This is a genomic window from Streptomyces sp. NPDC087859 (genome assembly GCF_044742595.1).
Lineage (GTDB): Bacteria > Actinomycetota > Actinomycetes > Streptomycetales > Streptomycetaceae > Streptomyces > Streptomyces canus_F.
Genome location: NZ_JBIUUU010000032.1, coordinates 17,439 through 36,110, shown reverse-complemented (window position 1 = coordinate 36,110; position 18,672 = coordinate 17,439). Strand labels below are relative to the sequence as shown.

General features: G+C 69.0%; 13 protein-coding genes and 1 pseudogene. 6 read left to right on the top strand and 8 right to left on the bottom strand.

Features of this window, described 5'->3' with window-relative positions; all coding sequences use genetic code 11:
• Nucleotides 1-51: 51 nt before the first annotated feature.
• The 4 genes from ACIOHP_RS47140 to ACIOHP_RS47125 form a co-directional block, all read right to left on the bottom strand.
• Entirely contained in the window at nt 52-705 is a 654-nt protein-coding gene (locus ACIOHP_RS47140; RefSeq protein ID WP_401897605.1) for a GPP34 family phosphoprotein, read from the bottom strand.
• A complete protein-coding gene (locus tag ACIOHP_RS47135) occupies nt 702-2,150 on the bottom strand; it encodes a dihydrolipoyl dehydrogenase family protein (protein WP_401897603.1) in 1,449 nt (482 codons plus the stop codon). Before ACIOHP_RS47135 ends, ACIOHP_RS47140 begins: the two co-directional genes overlap by 4 nt.
• A gap of 70 nt (nt 2,151-2,220) precedes the next feature.
• Nucleotides 2,221-2,667: a VOC family protein gene (locus ACIOHP_RS47130; RefSeq protein WP_401897600.1), complete on the bottom strand. Its 447-nt coding sequence runs from the start codon at nt 2,665-2,667 to the stop codon at nt 2,221-2,223.
• Between the two features lie 440 nt (nt 2,668-3,107).
• Nucleotides 3,108-3,536, bottom strand: a complete 429-nt coding sequence (locus ACIOHP_RS47125; protein WP_401897598.1) for an organic hydroperoxide resistance protein — start codon at nt 3,534-3,536, stop codon at nt 3,108-3,110.
• Between the two features lie 272 nt (nt 3,537-3,808).
• Between ACIOHP_RS47125 and ACIOHP_RS47120 the strand changes: the two genes are divergently transcribed.
• Both ACIOHP_RS47120 and ACIOHP_RS47115 read left to right on the top strand, forming a co-directional pair.
• Nucleotides 3,809-7,558 (top strand): S8 family peptidase, encoded by a 3,750-nt coding sequence (locus ACIOHP_RS47120; protein ID WP_401897597.1) that lies wholly within the window; start codon nt 3,809-3,811, stop codon nt 7,556-7,558.
• A 126-nt stretch (nt 7,559-7,684) separates the two neighbouring features.
• A complete protein-coding gene (locus tag ACIOHP_RS47115) occupies nt 7,685-8,686 on the top strand; it encodes a helix-turn-helix domain-containing protein (RefSeq protein ID WP_401897595.1) in 1,002 nt (333 codons plus the stop codon).
• A 450-nt stretch (nt 8,687-9,136) separates the two neighbouring features.
• On the opposite strand, the gene ACIOHP_RS47110 is transcribed toward ACIOHP_RS47115, so the two are convergent.
• The 3 genes from ACIOHP_RS47110 to ACIOHP_RS47100 form a co-directional block, all read right to left on the bottom strand.
• Nucleotides 9,137-10,309 (bottom strand): ParB/RepB/Spo0J family partition protein, encoded by a 1,173-nt coding sequence (locus ACIOHP_RS47110; RefSeq protein ID WP_401897592.1) that lies wholly within the window; start codon nt 10,307-10,309, stop codon nt 9,137-9,139.
• Nucleotides 10,306-11,571 carry a ParA family protein gene (locus ACIOHP_RS47105; RefSeq protein WP_401897590.1) on the bottom strand — a complete coding sequence of 422 codons (1,266 nt, stop codon included), beginning with the start codon at nt 11,569-11,571 and terminating at the stop codon, nt 10,306-10,308. Before ACIOHP_RS47105 ends, ACIOHP_RS47110 begins: the two co-directional genes overlap by 4 nt.
• Before the next feature lie 343 nt (nt 11,572-11,914).
• Nucleotides 11,915-12,775, bottom strand: a complete 861-nt coding sequence (locus ACIOHP_RS47100) for a hypothetical protein (protein WP_401897588.1) — start codon at nt 12,773-12,775, stop codon at nt 11,915-11,917.
• A 471-nt stretch (nt 12,776-13,246) separates the two neighbouring features.
• Here ACIOHP_RS47100 and ACIOHP_RS47095 point away from each other — a divergent pair, with 471 nt between their 5' ends.
• Nucleotides 13,247-13,480: a hypothetical protein gene (locus ACIOHP_RS47095; protein WP_401897586.1), complete on the top strand. Its 234-nt coding sequence runs from the start codon at nt 13,247-13,249 to the stop codon at nt 13,478-13,480.
• 18 nt (nt 13,481-13,498) lie between these two features.
• Here the strand turns inward: ACIOHP_RS47095 and ACIOHP_RS47090 are convergent.
• A pseudogene (locus tag ACIOHP_RS47090) lies at nt 13,499-14,011 on the bottom strand (transposase); the annotation flags it as partial.
• A gap of 1,351 nt (nt 14,012-15,362) precedes the next feature.
• Between ACIOHP_RS47090 and ACIOHP_RS47085 the strand changes: the two are divergent.
• From ACIOHP_RS47085 to ACIOHP_RS47075, 3 genes are all read left to right on the top strand, one after another.
• Nucleotides 15,363-16,400, top strand: coding sequence for a bifunctional DNA primase/polymerase (locus tag ACIOHP_RS47085; protein ID WP_401897585.1), 1,038 nt, complete (start codon nt 15,363-15,365; stop codon nt 16,398-16,400).
• Nucleotides 16,397-17,998, top strand: coding sequence for a phage/plasmid primase, P4 family (locus ACIOHP_RS47080; RefSeq protein ID WP_401897583.1), 1,602 nt, complete (start codon nt 16,397-16,399; stop codon nt 17,996-17,998). Before ACIOHP_RS47085 ends, ACIOHP_RS47080 begins: the two co-directional genes overlap by 4 nt.
• A 202-nt stretch (nt 17,999-18,200) precedes the next feature.
• Entirely contained in the window at nt 18,201-18,581 is a 381-nt protein-coding gene (locus ACIOHP_RS47075; protein WP_401897580.1) for a DUF6009 family protein, read from the top strand.
• Nucleotides 18,582-18,672 lie beyond the last annotated feature (91 nt).

Here is an 18,672-nt window from a genome sequence, read left to right as displayed (position 1 = left end):
CAGGAGATACGTGTGTGTCTCGGCGGGGTCAAGCCGCGGAGCGGCCGCCGCCTACCAACCGCGCCACACATTGTCGAAGGCGGCCGTCTCGACGTCCCGGCGCAGTCGTACGGCTTCCAGCTCCATGACCGCGTCACCGACGGCTGCCAGCACGGTGGTGACGGCGTCGTCGAGGGAGCTGTCGTCGGTACCGGACGGCTCCGCGCCGCCTGGGCCTTCGACGATTCCCGTGCCCCCGACTCCCAAGGCCGCCAGCAGGCCCGCGAGTACGGGCTCGCCGGATGCCTTGCGCTCCTCCGCCTCACGGCGTTCCCGCGTGTCGGCCGGCACGGTTCGCCCGGGCAGCAGCCGGAACCCGTGGCCGTGCGGAGGGACGACGAGTCCGGCCCGCTCCAGGGCGTCGGCGTAGGCCGGCACGAGGTCGTCGGCGCGGCGCCACAGCCACTCGTGGATCGTCTCGTACGGCTCATGCCGGACGACGGTGGCGTCCGCCTGGTCCAGCAGCGGGTCGTCGGACACCAGCCGCAGGCCGGACACCGCCCGAGGACCAGGCACCATGCGGTCGCCGTCCAGGGTCAGTGCCCCGCTGCGCAGCAGGTCGACCGCTTCGGCTCCCGCGAGCGCGAGCGACAGGTCGCCCTGGCCCGCGATGTCGCCGGCCGGCAGGGCGAGGGCGACGAGTAGCAGGTCGCGTGCGGTGGTCATGAGTCCCTCCGGGTCTCCAGCAGGCGCAGCCACACCTCGCTGATGGTGGGGAATGCGGGTACGGCGTGCCAGAGGCGTTCGACCGGCACTTCCGCGGTGATGGCGACGGTCGCCGAGTACAGCAGTTCGTCCACGCCCGGTCCGACGAAGGTGGCGCCGACGACGACCTCGCGGTCCCGGTCGACGAGGATGCGGGCCCTGCCCCGGTAGTCCGGGCGGTACTGGATGGCGCCCGCGAGGTGGCCGATCTCGTAGTCGACGACCTCGACGTCTCGGCCGAGGCGCTCGGCCTCTTGCTTGGTCAGGCCGACGCTCGCGACCGGGGGATCGGTGACGACGACTCCGGGGACGGCCTCGACGTCGGCCGTGCTGCTGTGCGGCGCCCAGCGGGCCGTGTCCAGCCGCTCGCCCCGTGCCCGGGCGGCGATCACCGAACCGGCGACGCGGGCCTGGTACTTGCCCTGGTGGGTGAACAGGGCCCGCCGGTTGACGTCACCGACGGCGTACAGCCACTCCCCCGGCACCGCGGTGACGGTCAGGGTGTCGTCGACGGTGAGCCAGTCTCCCGGCTCCAGCCCGACGGTGTCGAGCCCGATGTCCTCCGAGCGCGGGGCGCGCCCGGTGGCGAAGAGGATCTCGGCGGCGGTGAGTTCGGTGCCGTCCGACAGCCAGACCCGGACCTCGCCTCCGTCCTCGCCGTCCGCCCTCTTGGCCTCGACGACGGAGACGCCGAACCGTACGTCCGCTCCGGCCTCCCGCAGCCGCTCGGTGACCAGCTCCCCCGCGAAGGGCTCCATGCGGGGCAGCAGTCCGTCCTCGCGGGCCAGCAGGGTCACCTGGCTGCCCAGGGCCTGCCAGGCGGTGGCCATCTCGACGCCCACCACACCGGCGCCGACGACGACCAGCCGGCCGGGCGGCTGCTGGGCGGTGGTGGCCTCCCGGCTCGTCCAGGGGCGCAGTTCCCCGATGCCGGGCAGCGGTGGCAGGGCCGCGCGGCTGCCGGTGCACAGGGCGACCGCGTGCCGCGCCCGCAGCCGTACGGTGTCGCCGTCGGGGGTCGCCACCGACACCTCGCGCTCGCCGGTCAGCCGGCCGTGTCCGCGGACGAGGTCGATGCCGACGGACCTGATCCACTCGACCTGGCCGTCGTCTTTCCAGTGCGCCGACATGCGGTCGCGGTGGGCCAGGACGGCCGCAACGTCCAGCGGCCCTTTGACGGCGGGGTCGAGGCCCGGCATGTGCGCGGCGTCGGCCCGGAACAGGGCGGGCCGCAGCAGCGCCTTGCTGGGTTCGCAGGCCCAGTACGAGCACTCGCCGCCGGCCAGTTCGCTCTCCACGATGACGGTGCTCAGACCGGCGGCGGTGGTCCGGTCCGCGACGTTCTCACCGACCGGACCGGCGCCGATCACTATGACGTCGTACGTGCGGGTGTTCTCGGTCGGCATGTGTCCTCCGGTGGCGGTGTGCCGGGCGGATGGGTGGGGGCGGGTTCTTCCGGGGCGCGGGGCGGGTCTTTCAGCGGCCGGGGGCGCGCTCGGTGACCTCCTGGAGGAACCATTCGTTGCCGTCCAGGTCCTTGAAGGCGGCGAACGTGCCGTAGCTGGCCCGCTCCGGGTGCGGGCCCAGGACGCGGTGGGTGTCACCGGCGTGGTGGAAGGCGCCGGTCTCGTCGCGGAAGGGTCCGTGGACCTCCACGCCGTACGAGGCCAGCTCCTCCTGGGCCTTGAGGATGTCGGTGACGGTCAGCTGGAGGCCGTGGAGCGTGCCCGGCTCCTGGCGGGTGAGCCCCTCGCCGAAGATGATCGAGCACTCGGAGCCCGGCGGGGTGACCTGGACGATCCGGTAGCCGTCGTTGATCGGGAAGTCGGCGTCGAGACGCCAGCCGAGCCGCTCGACGTAGAAGCCCTTGGCCCGGTCCACGTCGGAGACGGGCAGGATGACGACTTCGAGCTTCATGTCCATGGCTGTGATCTCGCTTTCGATGGTGTGGTGCCCTGCGCCGACGGGCGCCCTGCGCTCAGTGTCGGCCGGGGGCGACATGTGTCGCCTCAGTCAAGTGACGGTGCGTCTCGGGACGCGTTGGCCGATTCGCTACGGAAGCCACCGCACCGGACGGATGGCCGGTGCGGGGGTGGCTGTCCTCCCCTGGGTCGGGTCGTCCGTCAGAGGAAACTCGCTGGCCCAGGGCCGTACCCCGCCAGCACCGCGCTCTCCGCCCAGCTCCATATCTGCGGGTCCGTCGGCCAGTCCTGGTCCCCCGGGGAGGCCGAGCGACCTCGAGGCGTCGGCTCAGCGGTGGCACGCTCACCGGAAACACGTTCATCGGAGGCGTGGCGGGTATCTGCACGACGTTTCTCGGCGGCCCGTACACGTATGTGCGTCAGGGAGACCATGTCGGGCTCTCAGACGGCGGCGCCGGCGTTGATGGTGACCGGAATGTTGCCGCGCAGGGCCTTGGAGTACGGGCAGATCTGGTGCGCGGCGTTCGCGAGCTCCTGGGCGGTGGCGTCGTCGACGCCGCCGAGCACGGGGGTGAGGACGGCGGAGAGGGAGAACTCGCCGTCGTCGCCGTGGGTGAGTGTGATGTCGGCGGTGATGCTCGTGCTGGTGAGCCGGATCTTGCGGCCGGTGGCGGCGCGGCGCAGGGCGCCGAGGAAGCAGGCGGCCCAGCCGGCGGCCAGCAGCTGCTCGGGGTTGGTCGCCGTACCGGCGCCGCCGAGCTCCTTGGGAAGGGCGAGGCTCGTCTCCAGCAGGCCGTCGGAGGAGCGGACGTGACCGCCGTTGCGGCCCTCTCCGTCGACGTTGACGACGGCGGTGTAGCTGACTGCCATGACTGTGCTCCGCATCTGGGTCGAAAGGTCCTTGTACGCCTCTGACCAGGACACCTTTCGTGTCACCGGTTTGAGCGGTGACGCAATCATGGCAGTCGCCGTCGTCACCCGTCAAGGTGGTGACTATCGGCTTTGCCGGTTCATGTGCCGGCTGTCGCCCTTGTGACATGTCCCAGGTGTGCCACCGGCATCGAGTGACACCCGCCGCACGGCCGACGGATTCTGTCGCGCAGATGAACGGCACTCAGCGCGCCGGGAGAGGCACCGAACCGATGAGACACATCCGCTTGTTGGCAACGTTCACAGCCGGCGTCGCCCTGGCTACCGCGGCGGTCACCCCGACCTTCGCCGCCCCGACGAAACCGCCACGCACCGAGGGCGTGCCCAAGGCCGCTTCCGATACGGCGACGGTCCGCCTGATCACCGGCGACAGGGTGAGCGTGGCCAAGGGCCCGGACGGCCGGCAGACGGCGTCGGTACGCCCCGGCCCCGGGCGCGACGGCATCGTCTTCCACACCTTCGAACAGGACGGACGCCTGACCGTCCTCCCCTCCGACGCCTCCCCCCTGGTGGCCGGGGGCCGCCTGGACCGGACCCTGTTCGACGTCACCGCCCTCCTCGCCCAGGGCTACGACGACGCCCACACCGACACCCTGCCGCTGATCATCGGCACCACCGGCCCAACAGCCGCCCATACCGCGGACAAGCTCACCGCGCTCGCCGAACAGGACTCCCCCGCAAGGGAGTTGCCGAGCATCCACGCCCGTTCCCTGCACGTCGCGCAGGACGACCTGACCCGCTTCTGGAATCAACTGACCCCCGACAGCACGGCAGCCAAGGCCGCTGCGGTCCCCCGCGTCTGGCTCGACGGCCGGGTGAACGCCGCACTGGACCGCAGCACCGCCCAGATCGGCGCCCCGACCGTCTGGCAGACGGGCGCTCACGGCGAGGGCGTCAAGGTCGCGATCCTCGACACCGGCGTCGACCGGACCCACCCCGACCTGGCCGGACGCGTCACCGAGACGGCGAACTTCTCCAGCAGCCCGACCACCGACGACCCCTTCGGCCACGGCACCCACGTCGCCTCCATCGTCGGCGGCAGCGGCGCGGCCTCCGACGGCACCCGCAAGGGCGTGGCCCCCGGCGCGGAGCTCCTGGTGGGCAAGGTGCTCGGCGACGACGGCAGCGGCTCGCAGTCCCAGATCATCGCCGGCATGGAATGGGCCGTCGCGCAGGGCGCCAAGGTCGTCAACATGAGCCTGGGTTCGCAGGCTCCGAGCGACGGCACCGACGCGATGAGCCAGGCCGTCGACGAGCTCTCCCGCACCAGTTCCGCACTCTTCGTGGTCGCCGCGGGCAACAGCGGCGCGGACGGCACGTCGACCGTCGGCTCACCCGGTGCGGCCGACGCCGCGCTGACGGTGGGAGCCGTCGACCGCGACGACAAGCTGGCCCCCTTCTCCAGCCGCGGCCCGCGCACCGGCGACGGCGCGGTCAAGCCGGACGTCACCGCACCCGGCGTCGGCATCGTCGCGGCCCGCGCCACCGGCACCACCGAGGGCGATGTCGTCGACCAGTACTACGTGGGCTACTCCGGCACCTCCATGGCCACCCCCCATGTCGCCGGCGCCGCCGCCCTGGTGGCCCAGCGTCACCCCGACTGGACCGGGCCCCAGCTCAAGGACGCCCTGGTCAGCACCGCCCGTATCATCACCGGTCAGCAGGTCACGGAACAGGGCGGCGGCCGCGTCGACGCCGCCGCGGCGGCCCTCGGGACCCTCACGGCGACCGCCACCCTCACCCCCGGCCCCTTCCAACTCAGCGACCCGGCACGCGCGTTGGACCTGACGTACACCAACACCTCCGACCAGGCCGTCACCCTCGACCTGGCCCCCCGTCTCACCGACTCCGCAGGCCGCCCCGCCCCGGCGACGGCCGTCCGCCTCGCGGGCTCCGTCCGCGTCCCCGCCCACGCGATCGCCACCGTCCCCCTCACCGTGGACCCCGCCAAGGCCGGCCAGGGCACCTACTACGGCCACGTCACCGGCACCCCGACCGGCACCGCCACCCCGGCGGTCCACACCACCCTGAGCCTGATCGTGCACGGCCCCACACACCGGCTGACGGTGCGCACGTACGACGAACATGGCGACCGTGTCCCCGCACAGCCGCTCATCTGGGGCCCGGCCGGCTTCGTGACCTACACCGACCCCGACCACGGCGTCGCCGAGGTCGAGGAAGGCACCTACCAGGTCAGCAACACCTTCCTCGGCACCGCCGAGGACGGCCAGGAACTGCGCGAGGTCGTCCTGCCCGAGGTGAAGGTCACCAAAGACACCACCGTCACCGTGGACGCCCGCGCCACGGTCCCCGTCCAGATCCGCACCCCGCACCCCGCCGAACAGCGCGGCATCCTCAGCTACCAGACCTACCGCGAACTCGACGGCCACTCCCTGCTCCAGGGCACCATGTTCTTCGACATCGCCAAGCGCCTCTACGTCAGCCCCACCCCCCAAGTCCGCGCCGGCACCTTCGAGTTCGCCTCCCGCTGGCAACTCGTCGCCCCGCTCCTCGAGGCACGGGCCACGGGACTGCCGGGCCCGCTCAACGCGTACTACATGCCGGACTCCCGCCTCTTCTCCGACCACGGCACCACCCTGCGGGCCGTCGCTGCGGGCGACGCCGCGGCCCCCGTACTCAGTGGCGTCCGCGGCCGGCTAGCGCTCCTCACCGACGAACAGGGCACCGGCACCGACACTGCCCTCGAGCGGCTCGCTTCGGCGGGTGCCAAGGGCGTCCTCCTGATCCACTTCGACGACAACCCCTGGACCCGCTGGAGCCCGAACGGCGACCGTTCCCCTCTGCCGGTCGTCCGCATCGGCGCCACCGCCGGAGCCGACATCCTCAAGCGCCTCCCCCGCCACACCACCGAGGTCACCTTCCACGGCACGGCACACAGCCCCTACCTCTACGACGTGATGCAGGTGTCGAAGGGGCAGATCCCCCGACAGGTCGTCCACACCGTCTCCGCCCGCAACAGCGCCGTGGTGCGCACCACGTACGCCGACAACGGCGGCACCGGCTGGGCCTCCGAGCAGCGCTTCGCCCGCCGCCCCTACCAGCAGACGGCCTGGCTCCAGTACAGCCGCTACGCCCCCACCGGCTTCACCCGCACCGAGTACGTCAGCGCCGGTGACACGGTCTGGCAGCACCTGGTCCACCACACCACGACCTACGACCCCGACGTACCGCTCGCTCTCGGCCTGCGCGACACCCCTCGCACCTACAAGGCGGGCGCCCGGTCGACGGAGACCTGGCAGGGCGCCGTCGTCCGCCCGTCCATCCCCGCGAACACGGCAGACCCGACCGTACGACAGGGCGACGTACTGCGCCTGCGCATACCGGAGTTCACCGACTCCCAGGCCGGTCACTGGTCCCGTGCCCTGGCCGACGGCGGCGGCATCGGCACCAGCCGCACCCAGGCAGCCGGCGACACGGTGACCGCGGCCCTGTACCGCGACGGCACCAGACTCACCGACCTCGACTCGGCATGGACCGACGTCGAGATGCCCACCGGCACCGCCGACTACCGCCTGGAGCTGAACACTTCACGCACCTCCCCCGACTGGGACCACGCCACCGCGACCAAGACGATCTGGGCGTTCCGCTCCGGCTCCACCGAACAGCCCACCCCCCTGCCCCTCCTCCAACTCGACTACGCCGTACCGGTCGGCGCCCACAACACCGTCCCCCGGGCCGGTTCCTATGACGTCGACGTCACCGTCCGCGCCCAGAAGGGCGCTCCCGCCCCGCGCGCTCCCAAGGTGTGGGTGGAGGTCTCCTATGACGACGGCCGCACCTGGCAGGCGACGAAGGTCCGCGACCACGGCCACGACACCTTCCGGGCCACACTGAACCACCGGCACGGCTCCGGCTTCGTGACCCTGCGTGTCACGGCCCGCGACGCCGCGGGCAACTCCGTCAGCCAGACGGTCCACCGCGCCTGGTCTGAAAGCCGCTGACCAGCAGAGTCCCAGGGGCGAGAGGTCGTACGGACCTCTCGCCCCCTGCCGTTTCGTGGCCCTGGAGTACAGTCCTCGGAAATCCTCGGATCGTTTACTCCACAACGAACGAGAAGGGCCTGGGGGATGTTGGAAGCCGCGGGAGTCTCACCCGAACAGGAGACCGTCTACCGCCTTCTGGTGACCTCGGGCGGAGCGACTGCAGAAGACATCTCCCGGCGCATAGGTGTGAGTGAACCCGAGAGCACACGTGTGCTTGATTCCCTGGTCCGCCAGGGACTGGCAAGCCCTACTGACGGCACACCCAGGATGTTCCGCCCGGTCCCCCCGGACGTGGCCCTTCTCCCCCGTATCAAACACACCGCCGACGCCCTGGACACGGCACGCGCGGAGGCGGACCGGCTGCTGGAGACGTACCGCGAGACCGCCCGCCGCCATGACGCCGGGCAGCTGCTGGAGGTCATCACCGGGGCGGAGGCCCTGCGCCAGCGCCTGAAACAGATCCAGGTCAACGCCCGTGAGGAGATGCTCTGGTTCTGCCGCGCCCAGTACGTGGCCATGCCCTCGGGCAGCAACGCGGAGGAGTTCGAGGCCCTCGCCCGGGGCGTCCGCTACCGGGTGCTGTACGAGAAGGCCTTCTTCGACGACGAGGGGGCCGTCGACAATGTCGTCGCGGGTGTGCGGGCCGGTGAGATGGCCCGCTCAGTCCCTTGGCTACCACTCCGCCTGGCCATCGCCGACCGTTCCGTCGGCATCTTCCCCCTGGTGCCGGGTGGCCCTCAGGGCAGCCCCGGGCAGCCGACCACGGCACTGGTCAGGGACAGCAGTCTCCTCGACGCCCTGGTCGCGCTGTTCGAGAGCTACTGGGAGAACGCCGTCCCCCTGCACCTCTCGGAGTCGGGCGACGCCCTGGCCACGGACGATGCCACCCCCCACCCCGACCTCTCCCCCGCCGACGGCAAGCTGCTGTCCCTGCTGGTCGCGGGAGTCGCCGACAAGGCGATCGCCTCCCAGTTGGGCCTCAGCCGAAGAACCGTTCAGCGCCGCATCCAGAGCATGATGGAACGAGCCGGCGCCGGAACCCGTATGCAGCTGGCCTGGCAGGCAGCACGCCGCGGCTGGCTGTAGAACGCCTTCCACTCCCTGCGGGCAACTCAGCTTCCTACCCGACAAGCCAGGTACGGCGCCGTCTGGTCCTCGCGCGTCAGCCGAATCCGATCGGGTCATGCCACCACGGCCGCCGGCCAGACACACTCGAATACCCTTCGAAGCTCGCCACCCGGGCCCGGCCTGGGCGTCAGATGGGGCTCTGTCGAGGCGAAAAACGCAGGACCGAAACGGAGGCCTCGTCGGGAGAATCGTTTTGAGCGAAGAATCGAACTGTTCGAACTGGGCCCCGAATGACCGCATTTACCCCATTTGCGCGCGAGACGGCGTGATTGCTAGAACGGCCCTCCCTCGCGCTCCCGACTGGGGCGTCGGGGCCCGGGGGCTATTACGCCGTAATAGTGAAGGCACCTGTGGCCGGCACGAGAGAGTTCTCGTGCCGGCCACAGGCGTGCTGAAACGGAAGCCAGCTCAGGTTGGGGATCCAACCCGCTGGCTCTGATGCTCTTTGAGGATGTCCAGCATCTTGTCGAACTCGGTGTCGCTCATCTTCTGGATGAGGTGCATGGCGATGAACGCGCCGTCGTCATAGGGAAGTCGGCGCGCAGACCCCAACTCGGCCTTGGCAGGGTCCGTTTCACTGGAGAGGCTCTCAGCGGGGCGAGGGTCGGGCACCGTCTCCGCCTGCTCGGGAGACGCCTCCTGCGCCGGAAGGTCAACCGCCTCCGCTGCTACCGGCGTTGCCCTGGCGGGAGCAGGGCGAGGCGGGTCAACGGCCTTGTCCGACTGGCGGTTGGGGCCGTCCTCGGCAACCTCCCGACTTTCAACTGCCTGAGACGGCACAGAAGCAGCAGCCTCGGGAGCGGCTTCCTCGGTTGGCTCGACGACCGGAGGAACCGAAGGCACTACGGGCACCTGCGGCGACCGACGCTCCGCATCCTTGCGGGCGCGTTCGGCCTTGAGCTCCTGGAGGACGACTTCCTGCCGATCGTGCGATTCCTTGGCGACGGACCGCAGGAGTTCGACTGGCTCCTCCCCCACCACGGCTTGGAGTTCCGGGCTCAGGTTGAGCAGCGCCAGCCGCTGAGAGACCCACCCCTGGGACTTGTGCAGCCGCTTGGCCAGCTTCACCTGCGAACTGTGAATGGCGAGCAGACGCTGTAGAGCCCGTGCCTCATCCAGCGGGTCGAGGTCATTGCGATGGATGTTGGCGACGAGCGCGGACTCCAAAATGGCATCGCCGTCGTCACCCTGCTCGTCATCGACCATGACGTTGAGGTGCGTGAGGCCTGCCTCGCGAGCGGCGGCCAGGCGGCTGCTGCCGTCCACAACCACATGGGTGGTGTCGGCTTCGAGGTCGCTGGCGCGGGCCGGGTTGGCCTTGATGTAGGCATCACGGTTCATGACCGTGATGGCCTGCTTCTGCCCATGCTCCTTGAGGCTGCTGGTGAGTTCGCTGAGATCACCGAGCGTGGTCCGAGGGTTCTCGGGGTTGGGACTGATCCGATTCACCGGCAGCCGAGACGGCGGAGACACCCCTTCCGTCGGCACCCCGGTCGCTGCCCCGATGGCGGCTCGGCGCGCACTCACGGGCCTGGCCGCTCCCCCGAAACGGCCGGAGCCCAACTGGTCGGCCTTGCTCATGAGATCTCCCGGGCCAGTGCACGCATGGCCACGGCCTGCTGCGAGGCGGGCGCATAGCTCAGGAGAGGCTGCTTCATACGGACGGCTTCCTTCTGTTCCTTGAGGTCGTTGATGAGGCCGACGACTCGCGGATCCTTTATGTCGATCCATCCCTGGAGCGACGAGGTGGCGATGTAGCCACGTCGACCGTCGTACAGGTTGACGACGATGCCCAAGTAGTCGATGTCGAGGGCGAGGTCGTTGCGGAGATCCTCTATCTGGTTGGTGAGCAGGTCGTAGGCGTCGGCGGAACTGTCCTCGGCCTGGACGACGATGAGGGCTCCGGACTGGCCTGGTCCTTCACCGTCGCGTCGGCGTCCGTAGTAGGCGGCCGCGTCCATGCTGAGGCCGAGGCTGGGCGGACAGTCGACGATGATGACGTCGTAATCGGCTTCGAGCGTCACAAGGGCCCGCTCCAGAGCTGCCTCGCGAGCACGGACCGCGGAGAGACGGACGTCGAGCAGAAAGGCGTCGTGGCAAGCGGGCAGGAGATGGAGACGTCCGCCGAAGTGGTCCTCGTCGACGGAGACGATCAGGTCCCTCAGCTCACCCTTGGGGTCGCCGGCCATGTGGTTGGTGAGGCTGTCACCGTTCATCGCCAGGGGGGCCGCGCCCAGTTGGTTGGTGAGGTGGCACTGGGGATCGAAGTCCACCAGGAGGACGCGGAGTCCGGCTCCAGGAAGCTTTTCGATGTCGAGCGGGTCGGTGTCGGTGACGCTCGCTTCGCCCTCGGACTCCCCTGCCCGCAAGGCGGACGCCAGCGCCTTGGCAACGCGCACGGGGAAAAGCCGGTTGGGGTCCTCCGCCAGGGCCTCCCCCACTCCCGCGGTGATGGCGGTCTTGCCTACGCCGCCCTTCTGGTTGCAGACGACGATGCGACGGGTGATGTCCGGACGCTGCACATTGGGCGCGGGGTTCGTGTCGAGCCAGAGCTGAACGGACTGGGCGAGCCCTTGAATCAGGGAGACCCGACGGTCCTCGGCAATGCTCCGGAACTCCTCCCACTGACCCGGCGGCAGGAAGGTGGAGAAGGACTCGGCTCCAGCGGTGTCGACGGAGGCCGTTGCTGAGGCAAGGTCACACCAGGCGGCGATGCCCTGCTCGACAGCGGTCTGGATCTCGATACCGAGCTGGGCGGTTCTGACCTTGAGGTTCTGCCGGAGCCATCCCGGCAGCTTGGAGACGACCTTGGCTCGGTCGCTTGAGGTGGCTGGCATACTCATGACGCTACCTTACTAACGTCGTAGATCATCCGCCGCACCGACACGTTAGTTATTACGACTTGGTGGTCCTGGGTTGCCCCCGCACCCCTATTACGGCGTAATAGCTCGCCCGGGTTTACGGGCCGCGCCGAGCCTCACCCACACTCCTCGCCCCACGCCTCCCCCACAACCCCTGAAGCACCTGGACCTCGCGCCACCGACCCTGATCCGGACCTGTTGGGTGCTCAGACCTATTACGGCGTAATAGGTCTGAGCTCTGAAGCAACACTCCCCCTCACCCTCGACCCTTGTCTCCACACCCGGCTGCTCTCCACCTCGCCTCGACCTATTACGGCGTAATAGCTCAAGCGATGTCCGAGGCGCCGACGTCCTCGCTCTCCGTCCGACCCTGCTGGAGCTCCAGAGCAGCATCCAGGGCGAGTCGAGCATCCTCGTCGAGCGCGACAGAGCGAGCCGTGGTCATCTCCAACTTGGTCAGGGCTCGCAGAGCGGCCTCGAGATATCGCTTCAGACTGACCATCTGTAGCGGGGTCTGACAGTGCGGCAGCACCGCCTCGATCTCCTCCAGCCAGTAGTCGGCGTCCTCATCCCGCACCAACGCCTCGCGGTGTTCCAGCAGTCGAGTGGCCACCGGCACCAAAAGCTCATGCCGTCGTTGCGCTGCCTCCTGAGCCCGGCGCTCGGCGGCCTGCTCCCAGGCGAGCCGACGTTCTGCTTCAAGAACTGCCTCGGGAGTCCGACGCACATGACGGCCTTGGCTGCCCGGCCCGGGAGTCTCGTCCCTCAACTCGACAGCCTTCAGTCGCTGCGCCTTGTTGTAGGCAGCATTCGCCGCACCTACGGCCAGGGCAGGCGCCAGCTCGATCCACTGGGCCCCTGCACTCCTTGCATCATCCACGGCACGCGCCTGATGCACCTCGGTCTGCTCGCGCAGGTACTCCCACAACTGCACCCGCTTCACCGCGGCCGCGCGCTGCACCTCTGCTGGCTGCCTCCGCAGTGCCTGGGCATGCTTCTCGGCGTAGAGCAACGCCCCGAACAACTCCTCATCCGCAGGCATCCGCTCTACGTCCGGGTCTTCCGCATCCTCGTGCATCTGCCGCAGCTCACCGACCACGGCGGAGGCATCAAGTGACCCGATCCGCATCGGCACCCTGAGCAGCGGCTTCGTGGGACGGACCGAACTCCGCGTGCGCTTCGTCATGCCGACATCCTGCCCCCACAGACCCCGATTCACAGAATGTGAATCAACCTCAGCCAGGGGAGTCCGAGGGGCTGACCTATTACGCCGTAATAGCCCCGGGGCCAGAGGCAGCCGGGAACGTCCCCTTCCCGCTCCGCGACTTCGCCACCGACTTGGAGAGGCACGTCGGCTTCGACCCCGCACCCCGACAAGCAGAGGTCGACTCCCAGAACCCTCCAAGCGGAGATCCGCTATTACGCCGTAATAGCTTCGCCCCATCAGCAAGAGAAGCGCTGCCGTCCTATGGGGCTCAGTGGAACGGGGGACCACGGTCAGGCTCATCGCTCTCATGGTCGCCAAGGCTGACGGCAACCAAGCTGGCTGGCTACCGGGATCCAAGACGCGCTGGTGTGGATGCCCCTATGTGTTTGGTCAAGGTCCAAGGCCAGTAGGTTCGTGCGGCCGAGGACAGGCTGAGCCGTAGGGGTATGCATGAGCGATAACCAGGTCACGATCAAGCTCACGAGTGATGAGGCCCTGGTGCTGTCGCACTGGCTGGAGAAGCTCCAGATGACGGACCTCAGCCGCGTGATCGACGATCCGGCGGTCTGGGCACCGATCCATCGGATCGCCGGAACGCTGGACAAGGCACTTCCTGCGCTGTTCGCGCCCGACTATGAACAGCGGCTTGAGGCCGCCCGGCAGCGGCTTCGGCCGGAGGACTGACTGAGAGGTCTGGACTCCTCACTTGGCCGCAGCCGGTTGGGGCTCGTAGAAGGTTCCGTCGCGGAGCATCGCGAAGAGGACGTCAGCCCAGCGTCTACCGAGGCAGAGCAGGACCTGGGTGGGGGCTTACCCTGGGCGATCTTCCTCTCCTCGAGGGGGTTCGCCTCGGATCGAGGAGCCCGAGGTCCGGGGCGCCGGGGCGAGTCCCGCGGATGCGGCAATGTGGCCGGTGGTCGGGAAGGTGCTGCCGCCGCCGACCTCGATCAGGATGCGGGCTCCAGTCCTGACGCCGATCCCCGGCATCGACGTCAGGACCTTCGAAAGAGGCTGGGCCTCCAGGAGTTTCTCGATCCGCCCGTCCAGCAGCTGGCGTTGGTCAAGGACGGCGGTCAGCGATCCGGCCAGGCTCGGGACGATCAGCGCGGCCACCTCGGTCCCCGGAACGGTCACGGTCTGCTCGTCCAACGCGTCGAAGATCTCCTCGTATCTGTGCCGGGGGGAAACGAACCGTTCCAGCAGCGGGGCGGGGGGCACCCCGATCCGGCGCCGAGACGACCGCGCTGGGCAACTGACCGACGGAGTCACGAACCCTGCGCGGCTGCGCCACTCGGCAGGTCACCACCAAACCCGCCGACCTGGAGGCGTACGGCCATCGTCTCCTGGGGCAGGGGGGAGTGCTGGAGGCGGATCTACAGCAAGACGACTTCGCCCGCCTGGCCGCAGCCGCCGGCATGCATCACCTCGGCAAGTTCGGTAGTGGGCCTATCCGTTACTGGGGACGCGTGCACTGCTGGACTGCGCGGATCACGCTCACCGTCGCCGCCTGCGGGAGCGGTGCCAGAGGCAGGGCCACAGCTCCATCGACAGAGACGGTGCCTGATCCTCGTTCAGCTGAGCACCTCTCCAGTGGAAAGCAGCGAGGCTATTACGCCGTAATAGCCCTACGGGCAGGGGAGTGGTGAACTACCACTTACGCATGCTGTAACGGCCATGGATGTCGCGCAGGCCTTCCTCCCCGACCCCGCTGTCCGGAACTCCTACGACCCGACACGGGCGCCATCGACTACCTCGAACTCGTCCCGCCCCACGCATGGACAGGGACCGTGGGGGAGTGAGTCAGCCTGCGCTGTCCAAGAAGCTGTCCACCCTCCCCACCTGGACAACGGAAGCAGGGGCCCACCAGGTTCACCTCTCCACCCAGCCGACGCTTGAGAGGGGCTGAGCAGGGTCCAACCGGGACTGACAGGGACTCGGCCCCTTTCGGTCCCTGGGCTTCCGTCCCTGGTGTTTGTGCAGGTCAGAGAGTTTTTGACCCTCTCGGCAGGGACTGTAGGGACTCAACTCCGCAATTATGACGTAGACAAGAGATGTATTCGTACGCGCGCGCCTATACGAACCCATATATCAACTACAGCTCATAATGGCGAGGTTCAGTCCCTACAGTCCCTTCCCAAGGTGAGGAAAACCCTCTGACCTGCGGTGATGCCCAGGGTCTGTTCAGTCCCTCGGCGGATTTACAGACCCTGCCTTTCGGTCCCTGGACCCTTTCCGTCCCTCGCCGGTCCCCAAGCAGCCGCAGGACGCGACACGCCTCCTGCTCGTCGGTCCCTTCAGCCCCTAGGGTGGGAAGGGACCGAAGCCGAAGGGACCCAAGGGACCCACGAACCTGATAGAAACGGCACGCGGGTTGGGACAGCCAACTCTTTTCGAAGGTGGGCCTTAGACTCTCTTCGCATCAGAGTCCCTTCGGTCCCTGTCGACGTATCCGCCCGACAGGTGTGTGTGAAGGATCGGGCAAACAGAAGTGACGAGGACGATTCCTGTGCCGCGCGAAGGTGAGAACCGACAGAGTGCAGTCGGCGCCGCGCCTGGGTCCCCGCGAATGGTCGCGCGCTGGTGTGCCGAGCAGGGGTGGCCCGTGCACCCGCTGTCCCCAGGCAGGAAGACCCCGGTCAGGAACTGTTCTCCCTGCTCGGCGAGCAGGCACGAGCCGGCCTCGTGCCCCTGCCTGCCCGCCGGACGTCCGTGCCACGGCTTCCACGCGGCCACCACCGATCCGGCTCTGCTGGAGCGGTGGTGGGAAGAAACCCCCGCCGCCGGCGTGGGTGTCGCCTGTGGCCCGGCCGCACTCGTGGTCATCGACATCGACGCCCACCAGGTGTCTGTCGCCGACCGGGCGCACTTGCTGCCAGGTATCACCATCCCTGAGCAGGTCGAACTCGACGGTCTGGCCTCCGGCTTCGACACCTTGGCCCTGCTGGCGGCCTATCGCGGGCAGACCGATCCCGCGCAGGACGAGGAGACTTTGCGGGTACGCACGCCTTCTGGGGGACTCCACGTCTGGTACCGGAATCCCGACACATCCATCCGTTACCGATGTTCAACCGGTTCCGGTCGGAACACGGCCTTTGCCTGGCAGGTCGATGTACGTGCCGAGGGCGGCTACATCGTGGCACCGGGCACACGTACGCCTCAGGGTGTCTACCGCGCGGAAGGGACCGTACGACGGCCGGCCCTGCTGCCGGAGTGGCTGCGCGAGGAGCTCCGGCGCACGGGACATGTCATCGAGGACCGGCCGCGTGTCGAGGCGACCGGTCGTGGTCCGATGAACATTCCGGCGGCTCGTGGGGGCCGCCGTCCGGGCGCCGCCCATCAGGTCATCGACCCGCTGATCGCCGTGGTCGCGGAGTGTGCCGCCGCCCCGCAGGGGACCGGGTTCACGGAGAAACTCAACAGGGCCGCGTACACCGCCGGCGGTCTGGTCGGAGCGGGGCACCTCGAGCACGCCGTAATCAGGGACCGACTCGTCCGTGTCGCTCACTACGCCCGCCCTTGGCAGCAGTCCCGGAATGAAAAGATCGTTGACGACGCCCTTGCCGTAGGGTCCGTCCGCCCTCTTCACCTCAAAGGACGTCCATGAGCAGCAGTGCCGATGGCTCGCCGCGTTTTGATCCGCAGGCCGCCGCTCAGCAGATGCTCGACCTCCAGTCGGCGGACCTGGTCGCCGGCTCCGCCCGGCTGCCTGCTCAGGGCTTCACCGGAGCCTCCCTGGCTGTTCCCGAGGCCCAGTCGGCCGCTCCGGCGGGCCTGGCTGTTCCGAGGGCCCAGGCGCCTGTGGGCGCCGCTGCCTCTGCCGCGTTGCCTCCCTCCTTGTCCGACCGGGGCAACGCCCGGCTCTTCGTGCAGCTGCACCGTGATCAGTTCCGGCATGTGGAGGGCTTGGGCTGGTTCGCGTGGGACGGTTACCGGTGGAAGCGCGGGGGAGGGGAGAAGGCCGCGCTGTGGGCCGCGGGTGAGATGGCCGAGGACATGGCGCTCACCGACCCGCGCGGGATCTTCAGTGACCGTGAACTCGCCCACCACAAGCGGCGCACGCTGTCCACCACCGGGCTGAAGGCGCTCCTGACGCAGGCCAAGGCGTCCCCGGACATCTCGGTGGACCCCGACACCCTCGACGGCGATCCGTATGCCCTGTGCACGCCCGTGGGAGTGGTGGACCTCCACAACGGGAATCTGCGCAAGCCCGACCCCACCCGTGACTTCCACTCCCGCGCCACCAGCGTCGCCCCGCAGGACATGGAGACCCCGCGCTGGCACCGCTTCCTCGCCGACACCTTCGGGGACGACGACGAGGGCCGGGAGATGATCGACTTCCTGCACCTGCTGCTCGGATACTCCATCACGGGCGATGTCGGCGCCCAGGTGCTGCCGTTCCTGCACGGTGAGGGCAAGAACGGCAAGTCCGTCCTGCTCGACATCATGATCCAGATCCTCGGCGACTACGCGGACGCGGCGCCCCCGGGGTTCCTGATGGACCGGGGCGCCTTCTCGGAGCACTCCACCGAGTTGACCGAACTGCACGGCCGTCGCCTGGTGGTGTGCAGCGAGCTGAAGCCCAACGACAAGTTCGACGAGGCCCGGGTCCGGCTGCTGACGGGCGGCGACAAGATCAAAGCCCGCCGGATGCGGCAGGACTACTTCTCGTTCACGCCCACCCACCACCTGTGGCTGCTGGGCAACCATCGCCCGGAGGTCTCCACCGGCGGCTTCGCGTTCTGGCGGCGCATCCGGCTGCTGCCCTTCACCCGGACCGTCCCGGCGCACCGCCGGATCGACAACCTCGCCTTCGAGCTCGTACGGGACGAGGGGCCGGGGATTCTGCACTGGCTGATCCAGGGCGCCCAGCGGTATCTGCGGACCAGGGACCCGCTGGAGGGCCCCGACCGGGTGCGTATCGCCACCACGGCGTACGCCACCACCGAGGACCACATCGGCCGCTTTCTCACCGAATGCTGCACCCGCGACGGGGAACCGGGGAAGGACCTGCGGGTGGAACAGGGTCTGCTCTACGCGGAGTACAGCTCCTGGTGCAACGCGGGTGAGGGAATCCGGCCCGCGACTCCCAGGACGTTCGCCAACCGCGTCCGCCAGGAGGTGGGCGTCACCTCGCCGACCGACATGATCAAGTCGAATGGCCGGAAGTACTACCCGGGCATCGGACTGCTGGAGCACTCATGACGGCTGGGGCAGGGCAGCTGTCTCGACCAGGTGCCCTACAACGGTCTCGCTGTGCGCTCTACGATGGTGGCCAGGCCCCGCACGCGGTGGCCCCCACACAGCGGCCCGCCACGTGGCGGCGAGCGGGCCGGAGCGATACGGACAGATGCCCGGACATGCCCCCATGGCCGGGGAGCATGCCGACGAAGGAGGGGCTACAGCCATGAGTTCGCTGTTGACCGAGAGCGACCTCATCCACGAGGCCGAGGTGGTGTGGCTGGAGAACCTCGAACGGCTCGACTACGTCCGTCAGGCCCTGGACAAGACCAGGCGGCGCAACACCAAGCCGCCGTACGCGCGCGACGGCCGCATGGTGGGCTACGCGCTGCTGGACGAGGACGCCTCACCGGATCCCGACAGCGGTCTGTACAAGCGCCGGGTGTTCTTCCTGCTGCCGCACGACCGGGACAGCCTTCCCGACGGCCTCTACCGCGAGGGCGCTCCGGGCGAAGCCGTCGACCCGCGCACGATCGAACCGAGGAAGCCGGGAGCCAAGACGCCCCGCTCCCAGTCCGGCTCGGTGGCCGTGGCGTCCGCGCCCTGACCCTTTTCGGATCGGGCTCCGGGACTTCTCCACGTCACAGGCCGCTGAGGCGTGCCGACAGTCCTCCACTACTACGACGGACTCCAGCTTG